Raw genomic sequence first — 17,447 nt, 5'->3', positions numbered from 1 at the left:
CACGATGTCTGCTGCCCAAGGGCTGCTGACGCTGGCGGCCGGGAAGCCGGTCGACCGGATCCCGGCCCCGCACATCGAGTACGCGCAGCTCGCGCCCACGCTGATCGTGGTGGGCGCGGCGGTCCTCGGCGTACTCGTCGAGGCCTTCGTGCCGCGCCGGTCCCGCTACTACGTCCAGGTGTTCCTCGCCGTCGCCGCGCTGGCCTCGGCCTTCGCGGCGGTCGTCGGCCTCGCCGCCGGCGGGTACGCGGGCGGCAAGGCGCACATCGCGGCGATGGGCGCCGTGGCCGTGGACGGCCCGGCGCTGTTCCTCCAGGGCATCATCCTGCTGTCCGCGGTCGTCGCGGTCTTCACCTTCGCCGAGCGGCGCCTGGACCCGGCCGCCCACGGCAACCGGGTGGACTCCTTCGCCGCGCAGGCGGCGTCCGTACCGGGCAGCGAGAGCGAGAAGGCCGCCGTCAAGGCGGGCTTCACCACCACCGAGGTCTTCCCGCTGGCGCTGTTCGCGGTCTCCGGCATGCTGATCTTCCCGGCCGCCGACGACCTGCTGACGCTGTTCGTGGCCCTGGAGGTCTTCTCCCTCCCGCTGTACCTGCTCTGCGCCGTCGCCCGCCGCCAGCGGCTGATGTCGCAGGAGGCGGCGGTCAAGTACTTCCTGCTCGGCGCCTTCTCCTCGGCCTTCCTCCTCTTCGGCATCGCCCTGGTCTACGGGTACGCGGGCTCGGTCTCATACGCGGCGATCGCCGACGTCGTCGACGGCACCGTCACCAAGATCGACCCCGCGCTCGCCGACACCATGGGCAACGACGCGCTGCTGCTGATCGGCGGGGCGCTGATCCTGACGGGCCTGCTCTTCAAGGTCGGCGCGGTCCCGTTCCACATGTGGACCCCGGACGTCTACCAGGGCGCCCCGACCCCGGTCACGGGCTTCATGGCGGCGGCGACGAAGGTGGCCGCGTTCGGAGCGCTGCTCCGGCTGCTGTACGTGGTCCTCCCCGGCCTGCGGTGGGACTGGCGGCCGGTGATGTGGGGCGTGGCGATCCTGACGATGCTGGCGGGCGCCGTGATCGCGGTGACCCAGACCGACGTCAAGCGGCTGCTGGCGTACTCCTCGATCGCGCACGCGGGCTTCATCCTGGCCGGTGTGATCGCGACGTCGGCGCAGGGCGTCCAGTCCGTCCTCTTCTACCTGGGCGCGTACTCCTTCGTGACGATCGGCGCCTTCGCGGTGGTCACCCTGGTGCGCGACGCGGGCGGGGAGGCGACGCACCTGTCCAAGTGGGCGGGCCTGGGCCGCCGTTCGCCGCTGACGGCGGCGGTCTTCGCGGTGTTCCTGCTGGCCTTCGCCGGCATCCCGCTGACCTCGGGCTTCTCCGGGAAGTTCGCCGTGTTCAAGGCGGCGGCGGAGGGCGGCGCCGGGGTGCTGGTCGTGGTCGGTGTGATCTCGTCCGCGATCGCCGCGTTCTTCTACATCCGGGTGATCGTCCTGATGTTCTTCAGCGAGCCGAAGGCGGACGGCCCGACGGTGGCCGTCCCCTCGCCGCTGACGATGACGACGATCGCAGTGGGCGTGGCCGTCACCCTGGTCCTGGGCGTGGCCCCGCAGTACTTCCTGGACCTGGCGGGGCAGGCGAGCACGTTCGTGCGGTAGCCCCGCCGCTTCCACGACAGGGCCCGGCCCCCCACCGGGGGGCCGGGCCCGGTGCCGTGTGCAGCCGGGCCGCCGACATGCCCTGCCGCGGACCCTTGAATTCCACCGGTCCATTAGTGTGATCATCGGCGCGTGATGGACCGGAAATGCGCCACAGCGTGACGGGGGACAAGACATGCAGGACGGCGATCTCACGGTCTCGGAGGACGGCCTCACCCGGCTCGCCGGCGACCTTGACGAGATGCAACGCCATCTGGACCGCCAGGTCCGGGCCATGGACGCGGTGGTCGACAGGATCGCGGGAGGCTGGCAGGGCCCCACGGCCACGGCCTACCGCTCCCTGCACCGCGGAGTCGCCGAGGACGCCGTCCGGATCCGCCAGGTGCTCTCGCTCCTCGAAGAGGCCACGCGTGCCTCCCGCGACGGCTTCACGGCCCAAGAGCTGGAGATCCTGGCGGCGTTCAAGCGGGTGCAGAGCAGGGAGGACGTGACCGCGGCCGCCGAGGAGCTGACGGTCCCCGACCCGGCTCCGGCGGCGCCCCGCCCGCAGAGCCGCCTCCAGGACATCTGACAGCACCGAGGATCAGCATCACCATGTCGGACGAAGACCGAATCACCGTCGATTTCGCCACTCTTCAGCGCCTCTCGGGCGACTTGGAGGACCTCCTCCGCGACCTCAACGAGAAGCTGGACGTGCTTTACGAGCGCGCCAAGAAGGCCGTCCTGAGCTGGGACGGCGAGGCCCGTGAGGCCTTCATCGACGAGCTGGACAAGTGGGACCGCTCGGCCCAGGACATCAAGGCCGCGCAGGCCTGGCTCCACGAGGTCGTGGTCAAGGGACACCTCAACTACGCCGCCGCAAACCGGTCGGTGCTGCAAGGGTGGGGAGGCGGCGCCTGATGGCCGGACCGACCCCGGGGCCCCCGGCTCCGCCCCCCGGCGGCAGCGGCACGATCGACGTCAAGCCGAAAGACCTCTGGGGCGTCTCAGGCCGGGTGGCCGGGCAGCAGGACCTCCTCATGCGCGGCGCGAACAAGCTGTTGGAGGAGCTCCAGAAATACCCGGACGCCGGCGGCGCCGGCAGCCACGCGCAGAAGTTCGCCCAGGCGTACAAGAAGATCGGCAACCTCTGGCTGGACGTGTGGGGCAAGAGCGTGCTCAGCGTCGGCGGCGTCGCCGTCGGCTTCACGGAGACCGCCAACGCCTACACCAAAGCGGACGCGGCCGCCCACCCCAAGCCCGGCCAGACCCCGGAGCAGCGGCCTCGGCCCACCGTCATCGACAAAGCGCCCGTCTTCGCCTCCGTCCCCGACATCAAGTGGGGTGACGACGACGGCGGCGACGACTTCCTGCGCGGTGCGATGGAGGGGATACCGGAGATCGTCCGGGACATCCTGCAGCCCGTCGCCAAGCACGTGTTCCGGCTCGGCAAGGTGGCCGACGTCCACCCGTTCCCGCAGCAGCACTACCTCAACTCGCACTGCCACAGCTGGATGGACGCAGGGACCTGCGTGACCATGGTGGGGGACAACCTGACCATGGCCCTCGGCGGCATCACCAACCACCAGCAGGCCGACTGGGAATCGGCCATGCGGACGTTCTGTAGCGCGCTGTGGGGCGGGACGGACTGGGGTCGGTCCCGGCACGGCTACCAGTGGGCGCACTCTACTGGCCCGCACGGGGCCAGGGTGGCCACGGGCAGCGAGCCGGTGATGAGCGTGCTCAACGACACGGCGGCCAAGATCAGTGATCTGCTGCGCGAGTACGCGGAAGCGGCCGTCGAGCTCAACCACGACGTCTCCGAGGAGTACAAGAGGGCTCTCAAGAAGGCCGCCAAGGAGATCCTCGACGACCTGGAGAAGCCCAAGAAGGACCTGAGCGTCAAGAGCATCATCGGAGCGGTGACCCACGTGGTCGGCAAGGGCGTCGAGCTCATGCTGAGCTTCGACGTCAAGACGGTCCTGAACACGGACACGGCCAAGCTGAACCGGATCGTGGACAAGTACACCGGCATCCTGGACGGCCTCACCACACGGATGGAGGCGCTGGAGCCCGCCCTGAGGGAGGCAGATCGCAGCGCCCCGAAGTTCGAGGCCGGCGTCGCACGCGCCCACGGTTTCGGTGCCCGCGCCCTGAACGAGTTCAAGCACGAACAGCAGTGGACGGTCCAGGGGGCGAACGGCAACCAGGCCTTCGACCTGGCGGCCAACGAGTACCTCGGGGGCGGCCACACGCTGGACAAGCACGTGGGCAAGACCGACGAACAGCTCGCCCAGCGGCTGCGGGACCAGTCGGATCCGTCCAACACGTGGCCGGAGAACAGCAAGCCCACCATCGGCGGTTCGTCGAGCTTCAAGAACATGGCGGACGCGCAGCGGCTCACGGAGCACAACCTCAAGGCCAATCAGGCCGACATCGACGCCTGGCTGGCGAGCAATCCGCCGGAGGGCAAGACGATGCCCTTCACCAGCCAGGCACCCAACAACGAGGTCAGCGGGCGGTACGTGTCCAAACAGCCCACCCCTGACCCGTCGGGGCAGGGCACGATTCCGGGGACGGGATACAAGGACCACGGCCTGGGCGCGAAGGCGATCGACGTCAGGAACGTCAAGACCGTCCTCAAGTACGATTCCAGCCTCGATCCGCCCTACATCATCTACACGTCCATGCCAGCGCCGTGACCGACCGCTCCGGAAACTCGATGAAACCCCTCGACAGCAACACCTGGGAAGCCGCGCTGGTGCGGCTCCTCGACGACGTCTACACCTTCGCGATGACCGGACCCCGCCGACACGAGGACTGGTCCGAAGACGTCCTGGCCGTCATGGAACGCACGGTCGCCGATCCCCGGGGCTGGCGCGTCATGGAGTGGCAGGTCGACAGGCAGGGGCGCGAGGCCGGTCGTCCCTCCCACCCCTTCATGGCCCTTACGGCCGAGGAGGTCCGCGAGGGGATGTCCCCCGTCGACTCCGCCGCTGCCGTCGAGCTGCTTGCCTCGCTGTCCCAGGAGTGGTTCTTCGAGGCCGCCCCCGTCCGCTCGCGGGCGGACGTCGACGAGGTGCTGGCCGACGCCAGGACCGTACTGGCCAGGTTCGGACCGGACGCCACGTTCTGGTCCTCCTCCGAGGCAGCGCGCACGTCCGCCTCGCCGGACTTCCTCGCCCGGGACCTGGAAGGCGGCAGGCCGTTCACCGACTACATGATGGACCTGGGTCTCGTCGCGGTGTCCCCGGACGAGGTCGGCGTCTTCTGGTCGTTCAATGCGAATTGAGAGAATGCTCCCATGCTGACCCGATCCGCCACCTACCCAGACCGGGAGACAGCCCAGTGGGCCACCCAGCAGGTGGTGAACGCGAATGAGCAGGTCATCCACCGCTGGCTGGCCCAGGGCACGCGTGCCCGCCTCACGATCGAGGCAGCCTGGCCGTCCCGGGAGGAGCCCGTCGGCCGGGTACTGCTGGAGGCGATGCTGCACGCTGGACAGGAACCCGTCGGGGTCCGGGCGGCCCGTGTCGTCCTGCGGCGCGAGCCCGCTAGCCCGCACGGTTTCGTCGTCCAGACCACCGTCCCGTTCTACCTGTAGAGGCAGCCGAGCGTGTCCATGAAGCCCCTCGAACACGATCGGCGCTACGGCGAGCTCGATCAGGTGATGCGCGCCTATCTCGGGCAGCCCGCAGACGATACGAGCGAACAGCGCAGCCGCGCGCTGGACGCCTATCTGCGCCACACCTGGCACACCCGCCCCTGGGCCATCGCCGAGGCCGAGCGCCAACTGCGCGAATACAGCCGCAATCCCCCGGGCCGCCTGCGGATCGGTCTCGGCGAGTTCTACGCCGTCCCCGACACCGGGATGCCGCAGTCCGCGATCGGCGACTGGCTGCTCGTGCTCGCTGACCACCTCAAGCGGAGCATCGAGGAGGGCGAAGTGCCGCCGCCGTCGACCCCGCAGACCCATTGGGAGTGGCACGCCCGGTTCCCGGAGACCGCGCAGCTGCTGGGCGGCTGGTTCTCCCAGGACATCGTCGACGAGTTCCCTGGCCACGAGGCCGCCGTCGCGGACTACGCCGCCACCACCGACCCCCAGCTCACCGCCCGCCTCGTCGGCGAGCTCCACGAACTCCTCGCCCTCCCGCTGGGCGAAGACGACTATGCCCTGGCCGCGGCGGAACTCGGCATGGAGGTCGCCCCGCCCGAGCCGTTCTCGTACGGCGCGTGGTTCCAGTCGGTGGCGACGAGCCTGGCGCACGGCTGATCGCCTGGCCGTCCCGGTCGCGCTATTCGGCGCGGCGGCGGGTCGGGACTCCCCCTCCGCCCGCACGCGTGAACGGCTGCTCGGTGTAGACGGAGTCAGATCCGGGCGGCATATGCGCGTACATCCGCGTCAGGGTCGGAGGAGGCGGTGGCCAGGGCCGTGCGGGCCGCCGGGTGGGCGCGGTGGGAGCGGAGGGAAAGGACCGCGGCCTTGCGGACGTCCGCGTTGTCGTCCTTCAGGGCCGAGGCCAGGGGGCCGACGGCGGTGGCGGGGTCGGCCGCCGAGAGGGCGGTGGCCGACCCCGCGCGGACCTGCCAGGCCGGGTCGGCCAGGGACGCCACGGCCGTGGCGGCGTACGGCGCCGGGCAGCCCGTGGCGGCCAGCGCGGCCAGGGCCGCGGCGCGGACCAGCGGATCGGGGTCCGTGAGGAGGGGGTCCAGCGGGGCCGGGGCCGGGGCGTGGACCACCGCGAGCCCCTTGGCCACCGCGACCCGGACCTCCCGGGCCGGGTCCGCCGCGGCCCGCGCGAGGGCGTCGACGGCGTCCACCGAGACCAGTGCCCGTACGGCATGGATACGGACCTCCGGGTCGGGGTCCGCGAGGGACTCCGCGTACAGGTCGGCGTCGCCGAGCCGTAGCGCGCGCAGGGCTTCGAGCGTCGCCGCGCGCACCGCCGCATCGGGGACCGGCAGCGCGGCGCGCAGGGCGGCCCCGAGCTCCGGGTCGCCGGGCAGGACCTCCAGCAGCTCGCGCAGCGCGGCCGCGGCGGCGGCCCGTACCGCCGGATCGGCGTCGGCGAGGCGGGCCGCCAGCTCCGGGCCCGCGCCGGCCGGGACGGTCTCGCCGATCACGGTGACGGCCGCGGCCCGCACCGCGGGATCGGGGTCTCCCAGGTACGGCCGCAGGGCCGTGAGGTCCGGGGACTCCTCGGCCAGGGCGAGGAGTTCGAGGATCCGGGGGGAGCCGCTGCCGGCCGTCGCGGCCGAGCCCCCCGCCCCCTCGGCCGACGGTGGCGCGCCGGCTGCGCGCCCCGCCGCCGCGGAAGGTCCGGCGCCACCCGGCCGGGGCGCGGCCCCGCGCGGGCCCGCCGTCGCCACTCCGACGAGTTCGACCTCGCCCAGGTGGCGGGACGCGCCGCCTGTCGGGCGGAATTCCGGGACGGGGACCACGTACGGCTCGACCGGACGGGCCGTGAACTCCATCGCCCCCGAAGGCGACTTGCGCAGGTCCAGGTGGTGCAGCCAGGCAGGGTCGTCGCGCTCCGGGTGGTCGAGCCGCTCGTGGTACAGGCCCCAGCGGGACTCCGTGCGCGCCAGCGAGGCCCGCGCCGCCATCTCCGCGCAGTCCCGGATGAACGACACCTCCGCGCACCGCATCAGCTCGTGCGGGGTCCGCGCCCCCATCTCCTCGATCTCGCGGCCCATCCGGGTGAAGGCCTCCACGGCCAGCGACAGCTTCGCGCCCGTCTTCGGCGGGGCCACGTAGTCGTTGACGAACCGCCGCAGCTTGTACTCCACCTGCGGCTGCGGCGGCCCGTCCGGCCGGCGCAGCGGCCGGTAGACCAGCTCGTGCGCCGCCGCCACCTGGTCCGCCGGCAGGGGTCCTTCGTACGCGGTGTACTGCGCCGCGTCCTCGCCGGCCAGATCGCCGAAGACGAAAGCCCCGATCATGTAGTTGTGCGGTACGGAGGCCAGGTCCCCGGCCGCGTACAGCCGCGGCACGGTGGTGCGCGCGTGGTCGTCGACGCGCACGCCCGACGCCGAGTGGCCCCCGCACAGGCCGATCTCCGAGATGTGCATCTCGATGTCGTGCGTGCGGTAGTCGTGGCCGCGGCCCTCGTGGAAGGTGCCGCGGGTCGGCCGCTCGGTGGTGTGCAGGATCGATTCCAGGGCCGAGACCGACTCCTCGGGCAGGTGGCTGAGCTTCAGGTACACCGGCCCCCGGTCCGAGGCGAGTTCGGCCGCGAACTCCGACATCATCTGCCCCGACCAGTAGTCGGAGTCGACGAACCGCTCGCCGTGCCGGTTGACCTGGTAGCCGCCGAAGGGGTTCGCCACGTACGCGCACGCCGGGCCGTTGTAGTCCTTGATCAGCGGGTTGATCTGGAAGCACTCGATCCCGGTGAGGGCCGCGCCCGCGTGGTAGGCCATGGCGTAGCCGTCACCGGCGTTGGTGGGGTTCTCGTACGTCCCGTACAGGTATCCGGAGGCGGGGAGTCCGAGCCGGCCGCAGGGGCCGGTCGCGAGGATCACGGCGCCCGCGCGGACCGTCACGAAGGCGCCGGTACGGGTGTTGAAGGCGGCGGCGCCGATGGCCCGGCCGTCCTCGGGCGAAGTGAGGACCCGCACCGGCATCACCCGGTTCTCGATCCGGATCCGCTCGCGCATCTCACGGCGGCGCAGCTGCCGGTAGAGGACCTTCTTGACGTCCTTGCCCTCGGGCATGGGCAGCACGTACGAGCCGGAGCGGTGGACCCGGCGGACCGCGTACTCGCCGTGCTCGTCCTTCTCGAACTTCACGCCGTACGACTCCAGGCGCTGCACCATCGAGAAGCCGCGGGTGGCGGTCTGGCGGACCGTGGACTGGTCGACGACGCCGTCGTTGGCACGGGTGATCTCGGCGACGTAGTCGTCGGGCTCGGCGCGGCCGGGGACGACCGCGTTGTTGACCCCGTCCATGCCCATGGCGAGGGCGCCGGAGTGGCGAACGTGCGCCTTCTCCAGCAGCAGGACCCGCGCGCCGCGGCCCGCGGCGGTCAGGGCCGCCATGGTGCCGGCGGTGCCGCCGCCGATGACGAGGACGTCGCAGGAGAGTTCCTCGGCGTCGGCGAGTGCGGGGATGTCCATGGTGGGGCTTGCCCTTCGGGATGGTCGGAGGCCTCTGAGGCCTCGGAGACGTCAGAGGTCCAGGAGGTCAGAGGTCCAGGAGGTCAGAGGGAGGCGAGGATCCGGCGGCGGAGGGCCGAAAGGTCCGCGGACCGGTCGCGCGGAGCCGGTACGTCGAGCACCGCGCCGGTGGCGAGGAGGGCGACGCGGTCGCCCACGAACAGGGCCTCGTCCACGTCGTGGGTGACGAAGACGACCGTCGCCCCGGTGCCCGCGAGGACGCCGACCAGGAGGTCCTGCATCCCGCCGCGGGTCTGGGCGTCGAGCGCGCCGAAGGGCTCGTCCATGAGGACGGCGCGCGGGCGCGCGGCGAGGGCGCGGGCGAGCTGGACGCGCTGGCGCTGGCCGCCGGAGAGCTGGTGGGGCAGCTTGAGGGCGTGATCGGCGAGTCCGACGCGCGCCAGCCACTCCTCGGCGGTCCGGCGCCGCTCGGCGCGGGGCACGCGCCGGATGAGGAGGGGCAGTTCCAGATTCCCCCGTACGGTGCGCCAGGGCAGCAGCGCGTCGTCCTGGAAGACGAGCGCCCGGTCGGCGTCGGGCCGGGTGACCGGGGCCCCGTCCTGCGTGACGGTGCCGGCGAGCGGGGGCAGCAGCCCGGCGAGGGTGCGCAGCAGTGTGGACTTCCCGCACCCGGAGGGCCCGACGACGGCCAGCACCTCACCGGGCCGGATGTCGAGGTCGAGGCCGTCGAGGACGGCGCTCCCGCCGGGGCGGCCGAGCCGGACGCCGTCGAGCCGGAGGGCGGCGCCGGGCGGCGGGGCGGTGGTGGAGACGGCCGTGGTGAACGGGGCTGCTGATGCGGGCATGGGGGACCTCCGAGTCCAACCCGTCCGGCGTGTGAGGACCGGGGCCGGGCAGAGCCCGGTCGGGGGGCGCCTCCCCGCGGTGGCCGGGGGAGGGAGAGGGGCGGGTGGGGGACGGCTTCACGGGACAACCGGTTCGGGGGCCGGCCGGCCGGGGCCCGGACTCGGGCCCGGGCCCCGGCTCGGGCCCCGGCTGGGGCTGGGGCTCGGACTCGGAGTGGGGGCGAAGTCCGCGGCGCGGGTCGGTAGCCACCGGGTCAGGAGCCGCCCCAGCCGCTCCACCGCCGTCGAAGTCAGCCAGCCCAGGGCGCCGATCGTGGCCATGCCGACGAAGACCCCCGGGTAGTCCACCACCGTGTAGTCCTGCCAGGTGCGGTAGCCGACGCCGTACTCCCCCGAGATCATCTCCGCCGAGATCACGCAGATCCAGGAGACCCCGATCCCGACCGACAAGCCCCCGAAGACGCCGGGGAGGGAGCCCGGCAGGACCACCGACAGCAGCACGCGCCCCCGCGACGCGCCCATCGTGAGGGCCGCCTCCTCCCAGACCGGCGACAGCGCCGCCACCGCGTGGCGCGTGGAGACCAGCACCGGGAAGAACGCCGCCGCGCACGTGATGAACACGATCCCCTGCTCGTTCGAGGGGAAGAGCAGGATCGCCACCGGGACCAGCGCGATGGCCGGGATCGGGCGCACCACCTCCAGGACCGGGCCGAGCACGTCCGCGGCCACCCGCGAGCGGGCGATCGCCGTGCCCACCGCCACACCCAGGACCGCCGCCAGCGCGAAGCCCGACACGATCCTGCGCAGGCTGGAGAAGAGGTCTTCCCAGTACGGGGCCGTCGACGCCCGCTCCGCCAGCTTCGACGCCACCTCTCCCACCGTCGGGAACTGCCCGAAGCGGAGCCAGAATTCGACGTCCAGCGAAGTCAGCAGCTGCCACGCCACCAGGGCCGCCCCGAGCGAAGCCAGCCGCAGCAGCCTGCGCCCCGGGGTCACGACGCGATGCCTTCGGCCTCGGCGAAGCCCACGATCCGCGCCCCCGATCCCGGGTGCCGGTCCACGTACGACTTCGCGCCCGCCGGCGTGACGAACGCCCGCAGCTCGGCGCCCTCCGCCACCCACACCGCCTTGTCGGCGAACCACGGGGTCCCGGTCACCGCGTCCGGCACGTACGCCGCCCGGACCGCCGCCGCGTCCGCGCCCTTCAGGGCCTTCAGCAGGGCCGCCGGGGTGTCGAACGTCCGCGTGGCCGGCTCGTTCCTCAGCCACAGCTCGGGGCGGGCGGGCGCCGCCGCAGGGTAGGCGGCCTCCGGTACGGCCCGCTTCAGCGGCGCCGGGTCCACGAACGCGTCCACGTCCACGTCCCCGACCAGCTTCGCGTCCTTGAGGACCGGTACGTCCTCCTTCAGCGCCGCCAGCAGTTCCGGCCGCAGCGCCGGGTCGAAGGTCGCGATCCCGTTCGCGCCGTTGTACAGGTACACGACCTCCGCCGGCAGCCCGGTCTCCTTCGCCACCGACTCCGCCGCCGCGACCGGCTGCGTCCGCAGGTACTCGGTCGCCTTGCGCTGCGCCCGCAGGAAGTCGTCCAGTACGCCGGCCCGCTGCGCCGCGAACTTCTGCCGCACCGTGACCCCGTGGAACGTCGGCAGGTTCAGCTCGGCGCCGTCGTACAGGGCCTTGGCCTTCCCCTCGTACGCGAGCTGCCCCGGCCAGGCCACGAACTGCGACAGCGCGTCCGCACTGCCCGCCTGGAGGGCCGAAGCCCCCACGCTGGGCTGCTGGTTGAGCTTCTGGATGCCGCTCGCGGGATCGATCCCGGCGCGTTGGAGGGCGCGTACGAGGGTCCCGTCCGCGGCCGAGCCGACCGAGGTCGACACCTTCTTGCCGCGCAGATCGGCCAGCGAGGCGTACGTCGCGCCGGGCGCGGTGACGATGGTGTTGAGGCCGCCGCGCAGGTTGTAGCCGGTCACGGAGACGAGCCGGGTCGGCTGCTTGAGCTCCTTGCCGCGCGCCGCGTTGATCAGCAGCGGGAAGTCGCCCATCGAGCCGATGTCGATCTTCCCCGCGGTCATCTGGGCGGTGATGGGCGCGCCCGTGGCGTAGTCCTGCCAGTCGACCTTGTACGTGACGCCGTCCCGCCGGCCGCGCTCCGCGAGCTGCTGCTCGAAGTATCCGAGGGAGCGCAGCAGGGTGCCCGCGGTGACGGTGTTGATGGTCTTGGACTGGTAGCCGACGGCCACCGTCACGGTCTTGGCGCTGTCGGCCCCGGACGCGCTCGCGCCGCACCCACTGGCCAGCGGGACGAGGAGCACGGAGAGGACGAGGGCGAGCGGCGGTCTCGAACTGCGCATCGGAACGGGGCCTTTCACCGGAGCAGGTAGGGCATGTTGACGGTCACCGCGCCCGTGGGGCAGCGGGCGGCGCACGGGCCGCAGTACCAGCACTCGTCGACGTGCATGTACGCCTTGCCGTTGTCCTCGCGGATCGCGAGCGAGTCGAGCGGACACATGTCGACGCAGAGGGTGCAGCCGTCGATGCACAGGGACTCGTCGATGGTCACGGGCACGTCGCCGCGCTGGGGGACCACAGGCATGGCTGTCTCCAGGAAGGTGGGTACGCAGGGGGTCAGAGGGAGCGGCGGAGCAGGCCGCTCATGGTGATCCGGTCGCCGCGGAAGCGGATGAACTCCAGGTCCACGGGCCGGCCGTCGCCCAGATGGGTGAGCCGCTCCAGCATCAGCACGGCGGCCCCGCGCGGGGCCTGCAGCACGGCGGCGGAGTGCGCGTCGGCGTTGACGGCCTCCAGGGTGATCTCGGCGTGGCCGAGGGGCTGTCCGGTCAGGGACTCCAGCAGCCGGAAGACGTCGGTGTTCTCCAGGTCGCAGCCGAGCAGTTCGGCCCCGATGTCGAGGGGGACGTACGTCAGGTCGAGGGAGAGCGGCAGCCCGTTCAGCCGCCGCAACCGCTCGATGTAGAGCACGTCGGCGTGCTCGGGGAGCCCCAGCCGGCCGGCCACGGGGGCGGGCGCGCGCACCGGGCCGACGGTACGGACCTCGTTGGTCACCCGGCCGTGCTCGTGCAGGGTCTCGGCCAGGCCCTGGAGGCGGTCGAGGCCGTGCGGGTACTTCTCGCAGACGACCACGGTCCCGACCCCCGGCCGGCGTTCGACGAGCCGCTCGCCGCGCAGCAGGTCGAGGGCCTGGCGGACGGTGTTGCGGCCGGCTCCGTAGTCGGCGGCGATGACGTCCTCCAGCGGGAGGACCCCGCCGGGGTAGCCGTCGGCCAGGATCTGGTGGCGCAGCAGGTCGGCGAGCTGGCGCGCCCGGTCCGCGCGCAGTCTCCGCCGGCGCGCGGCGGCGACCGGGACGGTGTGCTCACGGGTGCGTTCGGCTGGCATGGCACGGAACATACCGACGGCTTCCGGCCAGTGGTGTTGCCACAGTATTGCGCCACCGCGGGGACTCAGCGGAAGGGCTGTGACCTGCTACGACGCCGGGGTGGCGGAAAGATCCGCCACCCCGGTGCAGCCGTTCGTCCCGAGGGGCGGACTAGCGGGATCCCACAATGCGGCCGGTGACCTCGCCGAGGCCGACGCGGGTGCCGCCCGTGCCCGGCGCCCAGGCGGTGAGGGTGACGGTGTCGCCGTCTTCGAGGAAGGTGCGCTTGCCGTCGGTGAGCTCGATCGCGTCGCGGCCGTTCCACGTCAGCTCCAGCAGCGAGCCGCGCTGCCCGACCTCGGGGCCGCTGACCGTGCCCGAGCCGTAGACGTCGCCGGTACGCAGGGAGGCGCCGTTGACCGTCATGTGCGCGAGCTGCTGGGCGGCGGTCCAGTACATCGTCGCGAACGGCGGCTGCGCGACCTCCTGCCCGTTGATGGAGACGGTGATGCGCAGGTCGAAGCCGCCGGGCCGGTCGGCCTCCGCGTCGTCGAGGTAGGGCAGCAGCGGGAAGTCGCGGGCGGGCGGGGCGACCCGGGCCGCCTCCAGGGCCTCCAGCGGGGTGACCCAGGCGGAGACGGAGGTGGCGAAGGACTTGCCGAGGAAGGGGCCGAGCGGCACGTACTCCCAGGCCTGGATGTCGCGCGCCGACCAGTCGTTGAGCAGGAACAGCCCGAAGACGTGGTCCTCGAAATCGGCCAGCGGCACCGGGCGGCCCTGCTCGGACGGGGTGCCGACGACGAAGCCGACCTCCGCCTCGATGTCGAGCTTGACGGACGGGCCGAAGACGGGCGCCGCGTCGGCCGGGGCCTTGCGCTGCCCGGAGGGCCGTACGACATCGGTCCCCGAGACCACGATCGTGCCCGACCGGCCGTGGTAACCGATTGGCAGGTGCTTCCAGTTGGGGGTCAGTGCCTCGCCGTCCGGGCGGAAGATGCGGCCCACGTTGGTGGCGTGGTGCTCGCTCGCGTAGAAGTCGACGTAGTCGGCGACCTCGTACGGCAGGTGCAGGGTCACGGCGTCGAGCGGGAGGAGGTGCGGCTCGACCGTCTCCCGGTGGCCGGGGTCGGTCACCCACGCGGTCAGCGCGCGGCGCACGTCGCGCCAGGCGGTGCGGCCGGCGGCCAGCAGCGGATTGAGCGAGGACTGCCCGAGCAGTGCGGCGTACGGGGAACCGAGCGCGGCCGCGGCCGCCCCCGCGTCGAGCACGTGTCCGCCGATGCGCACACCGATGCGACGGCGGCCGGGTTCCGCGGAGGCGGGCCCGGGGGTGGAGAAGACGCCGTACGGGAGGTTGTGCGGCCCGAACGGGTCGCCCTCGGGGACATCGAGGGGGCTCTGCTGGGGCATGGGGTACTGCCTCGCTTTCGATGCGGTCCGGGGGTGTCCCGGGGGCTGGTTGATACGTTACGTGGCCAGTGGGGCCGGTGGGAGGCCGGATTCGGGTTCTATTTGTAGGACTTGTCCAAAGGGGTCCGTATCCTTGCGCCGTGACTTCCGCCCCGCTTTCGGCCCTCCCGTTCGCCTTGATCGCCACTGACCTGGACGGGACCCTGCTGCGCGCCGGAGACACCGTCTCCGCCCGCTCGTACGCGGCGCTCGCGAGGGCGCGCGCCGCGGGCGCCCAGCACATCATCGTCACCGGACGCCCCGTCCCGCAGGTCCGCCATGTACTGGACGACCTCGGGTACACGGGGCTCGCGGTGTGCGGGCAGGGCGCGCAGGTGTACGAAACGGCGGGCGCGTGCCTGCTGCACTCCGTCGCACTGGACCGGGAGCTGGCCGAGGTGGCCCTCGGGAAGATCGAGGCGGAGATCGGCGAGGTGTACGCGGCGGTCAACCAGGAGGGGGTGGACGCCGAGATGCTGATAGGGCCGGGCTACCGCATGTGGCACCCGCACCTGCCGACGGTCCGGGTGCGCAGGCGCGGCGACCTGTGGGCCGCTCCGATCAACAAGGTGCTGCTGCAGCACCCGGAGCTGGACGACGACGAGCTGACGCGGGTCGCGCGCGAGGTGGTCGGGGACCTGGTGAACGTGACGATGGCGGGGGAGCACACGGTGGAGCTCCAGCCGCCCGGCGTCAGCAAGGCGAGCGGACTGGCGCTGGCGGCGGAGGTGCTGGGGGTGGGCCCGTCCTCGACGATCGCCTTCGGCGACATGCCGAACGACATCCCGATGTTCGCGTGGGCGGCGCACGGCGTGGCCATGGCCAACGCCCACCGCGAACTGATCGCCGTGGCCGACGAACTGACCCTCTCCAACGAGCAGGACGGCATCGCGGTGGTCCTGGAGCGCCTCTTCCCCGGCTGATCCGCTGATCCGGCCGATCCGGCCGATCCGGCCGATCCGGCTGCTCCGGCTGCCGATCCCGGGCCGGCCTGCCGATCCCGGTCCGAGGGGGCGTCACCCCGCCGCGCGGGGCAACCGCCGCTCCCACGTCCGGTGGAAGACGACCTCGTCGCCCTCCCGGCACACCACTTCGTTCGAGGTCGCGAACCCGCCCTCGTCGCAGGAGATCTCCGACCGGGTGTCGATACGGGCGTCCCACCCCGACTCCGGCCGGTGCAACCGGATCCGCCACTCCGAGCGGGTCCGGGCCGACAGCGGATCCGCCGAGTCGATCTCGTAGACCTCCTCCGCGTCCTCGCCGTACTCCAGCCCGTCCGGAAACACCCGCGTGCCGCCGTACCGCGGGTCCACCTCCAGCCGCCACCGCCCGCGCGCCACGTCCCGTACGACCAGCCGCTCCGGCCGCGGCTCGTCCAGCGTGGCCGGGTGCGACACCCCGAGCGGCTCAGCCTGCTCCGGGGGCTCGAAGCGGACCTCCGGGCCGGAGGCGTCCGCTCCGGCGTCCCGGACCGGCAGGACCACCGAACTCCCCGCCGGATCCAGCGTCCACCCTGCCTCCGACCCGGCCCGCGGCCAGATCCACGGCCAGTACGCCGAGGACAGCGCGAGCCGGATCCGGTGGCCCGCGGCGAACCGGTGCCCGATGCCGTTCAGCTCGAAGACGACGTCCTCGTACGCGCCCACCGGCCACGGCACCGCCTTGTCCCGGCCCAGCCGGGCGGAGAGGTTCAGCGCGCCCCGCGTCACCAGCGTCGAGGACCCGTCGGGCGCCACGTCGCACAGGCGCGCCACCACCTGCCCGTACGGGACGTCCATCCGCAGCCGGGCCGTCACCTGCGCGCGGCCCAGCACCTCCACCGGCTCGCGGCCCACCGGGAACTCGAAGCAGGCCGACTTCGCGTCCTCCTCCCGCTGGTCCGGCGCCAGGTCCGCGGCGTTGCCGAACGGGAAGAACCGCCCCGCGTCCAGCCCCGTGTGCTGCGGGGAGGCCACGGCCACCGGCGCGCCCTGGAGCGCGTACGTGACCGGGGTGACGGCGGGGGAGGGCCACTCGGAGACCCCGACCCAGCGGCCCGGCAGCTCCTCGTACGTGGTCGCCGGCGGATGCGACTCCGAGATCCAGGACCGCAGCAGGGGCTCGTCCGTCACCCCGTTGTCAGCGCCCTTCAGCCAGTGGTCCCACCACCGCAGGGTCTCCTGGAGGAACCCGATCGACGGCCCCGGCGGCAGCCCCCGGTCCGGGTACTGGTGCGACCACGGGCCGATCAGCCCCCGTACCCGGTCGGCGGGCAGGTGGGAGACCAGCCGCAGCACCGTGTCCCGGTACGGGTCGTGCCAGCCGCCGACCGCCAGCACGGCCGCGCGGATCGCCGGGTAGTCCTCGCAGACGCTGCCGTGGCGCCAGTAGCCGTCCCGCGTCTGGTGCGCCAGCCAGGTGTGGATCAGGGGTTCGACGTATTCCAGCCGGGCGAGCCACTGTTCCCGCCAGCCTTCGCCGACGAACAGCGGGTCCGGTGGCCGCGCCGCGAAGGCCAGCATGGTCGCCGCCCACGCGTGCATGTCGACGGCCAGCACCGAGCCGCCCATGTAGTGGACGTCGTTGTCGTACCGGTCGTCCGTCGAGCAGACCGTGACGACCGCCTTGAGCGCCTCGGGGGCCAGCGCCGCGATCTGGAGGGAGTTGAACCCGCCCCACGAGATCCCGAACATCCCCACCGACCCCGAGCACCACGGCTGCGCCGCCAGCCACTCCACCACCGCGACCCCGTCGGCCAGTTCCCGCGCGTCGTACTCGTCGCCCGGGTTCCCGCCGCTGCAGCCGTGGCCCCGTACGTCCACCCGGACCGAGGCGTAGCCGTGGCCCGCGTACCAGGGGTGGCGCTGCCAGTCGCGCGGCGCGGTGCAGTCGGTGAGCCGGTACGGCAGGTACTCCAGCAGCGCCGGGACCGGCTCCTCGGTCCTGGGGCGCCAGATCCGGGCGTACAGCTCCACCCCGTCCGGCATCGGGATCCGGACATCCTCGTGCGCCGTCTCGTACGGGAACTCGGTACGGATGATCATGGGGG

Annotated in this window: 16 protein-coding genes; 8 read left to right on the top strand and 8 right to left on the bottom strand. The window is 72.6% G+C overall.

Annotation, left to right across the window (positions count from 1 at the left end):
* Positions 1 to 4: 4 nt before the first annotated feature.
* The 7 genes from nuoN (at position 5) to ACIBAD_RS08615 (ending at position 5,903) form a co-directional block, all read left to right on the top strand.
* Positions 5 to 1,651, top strand: a complete 1,647-nt coding sequence (nuoN, locus tag ACIBAD_RS08645; protein WP_208329000.1) for an NADH-quinone oxidoreductase subunit NuoN — start codon at positions 5 to 7, stop codon at positions 1,649 to 1,651.
* Between the two features lie 175 nt (positions 1,652 to 1,826).
* Positions 1,827 to 2,222 (top strand): WXG100 family type VII secretion target, encoded by a 396-nt coding sequence (locus ACIBAD_RS08640; protein WP_398905380.1) that lies wholly within the window; start codon positions 1,827 to 1,829, stop codon positions 2,220 to 2,222.
* 23 nt (positions 2,223 to 2,245) lie between these two features.
* Positions 2,246 to 2,551 carry a WXG100 family type VII secretion target gene (locus ACIBAD_RS08635; protein ID WP_134072122.1) on the top strand — a complete coding sequence of 102 codons (306 nt, stop codon included), beginning with the start codon at positions 2,246 to 2,248 and terminating at the stop codon, positions 2,549 to 2,551.
* The gene (locus ACIBAD_RS08630) at positions 2,551 to 4,332 is read left to right on the top strand and encodes an RNase A-like domain-containing protein (RefSeq protein WP_134072119.1); all 1,782 of its coding nucleotides are present in this window, start codon (positions 2,551 to 2,553) and stop codon (positions 4,330 to 4,332) included. Before ACIBAD_RS08635 ends, ACIBAD_RS08630 begins: the two co-directional genes overlap by 1 nt.
* Positions 4,329 to 4,922, top strand: coding sequence for a hypothetical protein (locus ACIBAD_RS08625; protein WP_134072117.1), 594 nt, complete (start codon positions 4,329 to 4,331; stop codon positions 4,920 to 4,922). The genes ACIBAD_RS08630 and ACIBAD_RS08625 overlap by 4 nt, the downstream gene beginning before the upstream one ends.
* A 12-nt stretch (positions 4,923 to 4,934) precedes the next feature.
* Complete coding sequence (locus ACIBAD_RS08620) at positions 4,935 to 5,234, top strand: RNase A-like domain-containing protein (RefSeq protein WP_398905377.1); 300 nt, start codon at positions 4,935 to 4,937, stop codon at positions 5,232 to 5,234.
* A 12-nt stretch (positions 5,235 to 5,246) separates the two neighbouring features.
* Positions 5,247 to 5,903: a contact-dependent growth inhibition system immunity protein gene (locus ACIBAD_RS08615; RefSeq protein ID WP_134072113.1), complete on the top strand. Its 657-nt coding sequence runs from the start codon at positions 5,247 to 5,249 to the stop codon at positions 5,901 to 5,903.
* 95 nt (positions 5,904 to 5,998) lie between these two features.
* On the opposite strand, the gene ACIBAD_RS08610 is transcribed toward ACIBAD_RS08615, so the two are convergent.
* The 7 genes from ACIBAD_RS08610 to fahA form a co-directional block, all read right to left on the bottom strand.
* Positions 5,999 to 8,749, bottom strand: a complete 2,751-nt coding sequence (locus ACIBAD_RS08610; protein WP_398905374.1) for a fumarate reductase/succinate dehydrogenase flavoprotein subunit — start codon at positions 8,747 to 8,749, stop codon at positions 5,999 to 6,001.
* A gap of 83 nt (positions 8,750 to 8,832) precedes the next feature.
* Positions 8,833 to 9,594, bottom strand: coding sequence for an ABC transporter ATP-binding protein (locus ACIBAD_RS08605; protein ID WP_398905372.1), 762 nt, complete (start codon positions 9,592 to 9,594; stop codon positions 8,833 to 8,835).
* Between the two features lie 117 nt (positions 9,595 to 9,711).
* Entirely contained in the window at positions 9,712 to 10,590 is an 879-nt protein-coding gene (locus ACIBAD_RS08600) for an ABC transporter permease (RefSeq protein ID WP_398905370.1), read from the bottom strand.
* A complete protein-coding gene (locus ACIBAD_RS08595; protein ID WP_398905368.1) occupies positions 10,587 to 11,945 on the bottom strand; it encodes an ABC transporter substrate-binding protein in 1,359 nt (452 codons plus the stop codon). The genes ACIBAD_RS08600 and ACIBAD_RS08595 overlap by 4 nt, the downstream gene beginning before the upstream one ends.
* Before the next feature lie 14 nt (positions 11,946 to 11,959).
* Positions 11,960 to 12,187, bottom strand: coding sequence for a ferredoxin family protein (locus ACIBAD_RS08590; protein WP_030011381.1), 228 nt, complete (start codon positions 12,185 to 12,187; stop codon positions 11,960 to 11,962).
* Between the two features lie 32 nt (positions 12,188 to 12,219).
* Entirely contained in the window at positions 12,220 to 12,990 is a 771-nt protein-coding gene (locus tag ACIBAD_RS08585; protein WP_398905366.1) for a GntR family transcriptional regulator, read from the bottom strand.
* A gap of 151 nt (positions 12,991 to 13,141) precedes the next feature.
* The gene (fahA, locus tag ACIBAD_RS08580) at positions 13,142 to 14,380 is read right to left on the bottom strand and encodes a fumarylacetoacetase (protein WP_398905364.1); all 1,239 of its coding nucleotides are present in this window, start codon (positions 14,378 to 14,380) and stop codon (positions 13,142 to 13,144) included.
* Between the two features lie 140 nt (positions 14,381 to 14,520).
* Here fahA and ACIBAD_RS08575 point away from each other — a divergent pair, with 140 nt between their 5' ends.
* A complete protein-coding gene (locus ACIBAD_RS08575; protein WP_398905362.1) occupies positions 14,521 to 15,342 on the top strand; it encodes an HAD family hydrolase in 822 nt (273 codons plus the stop codon).
* 93 nt (positions 15,343 to 15,435) lie between these two features.
* On the opposite strand, the gene ACIBAD_RS08570 is transcribed toward ACIBAD_RS08575, so the two are convergent.
* A complete protein-coding gene (locus ACIBAD_RS08570) occupies positions 15,436 to 17,442 on the bottom strand; it encodes a CocE/NonD family hydrolase (protein ID WP_398905360.1) in 2,007 nt (668 codons plus the stop codon).
* Between the last annotated feature and the right edge of the window lie 5 nt (positions 17,443 to 17,447).

Origin of the sequence: Streptomyces sp. NPDC051109 (assembly GCF_044455885.1) — a bacterium.
GTDB lineage: Bacteria > Actinomycetota > Actinomycetes > Streptomycetales > Streptomycetaceae > Streptomyces.
Note: the sequence above shows the minus strand (reverse complement) of the source record. Positions and strands in the feature narration are given on the sequence as shown.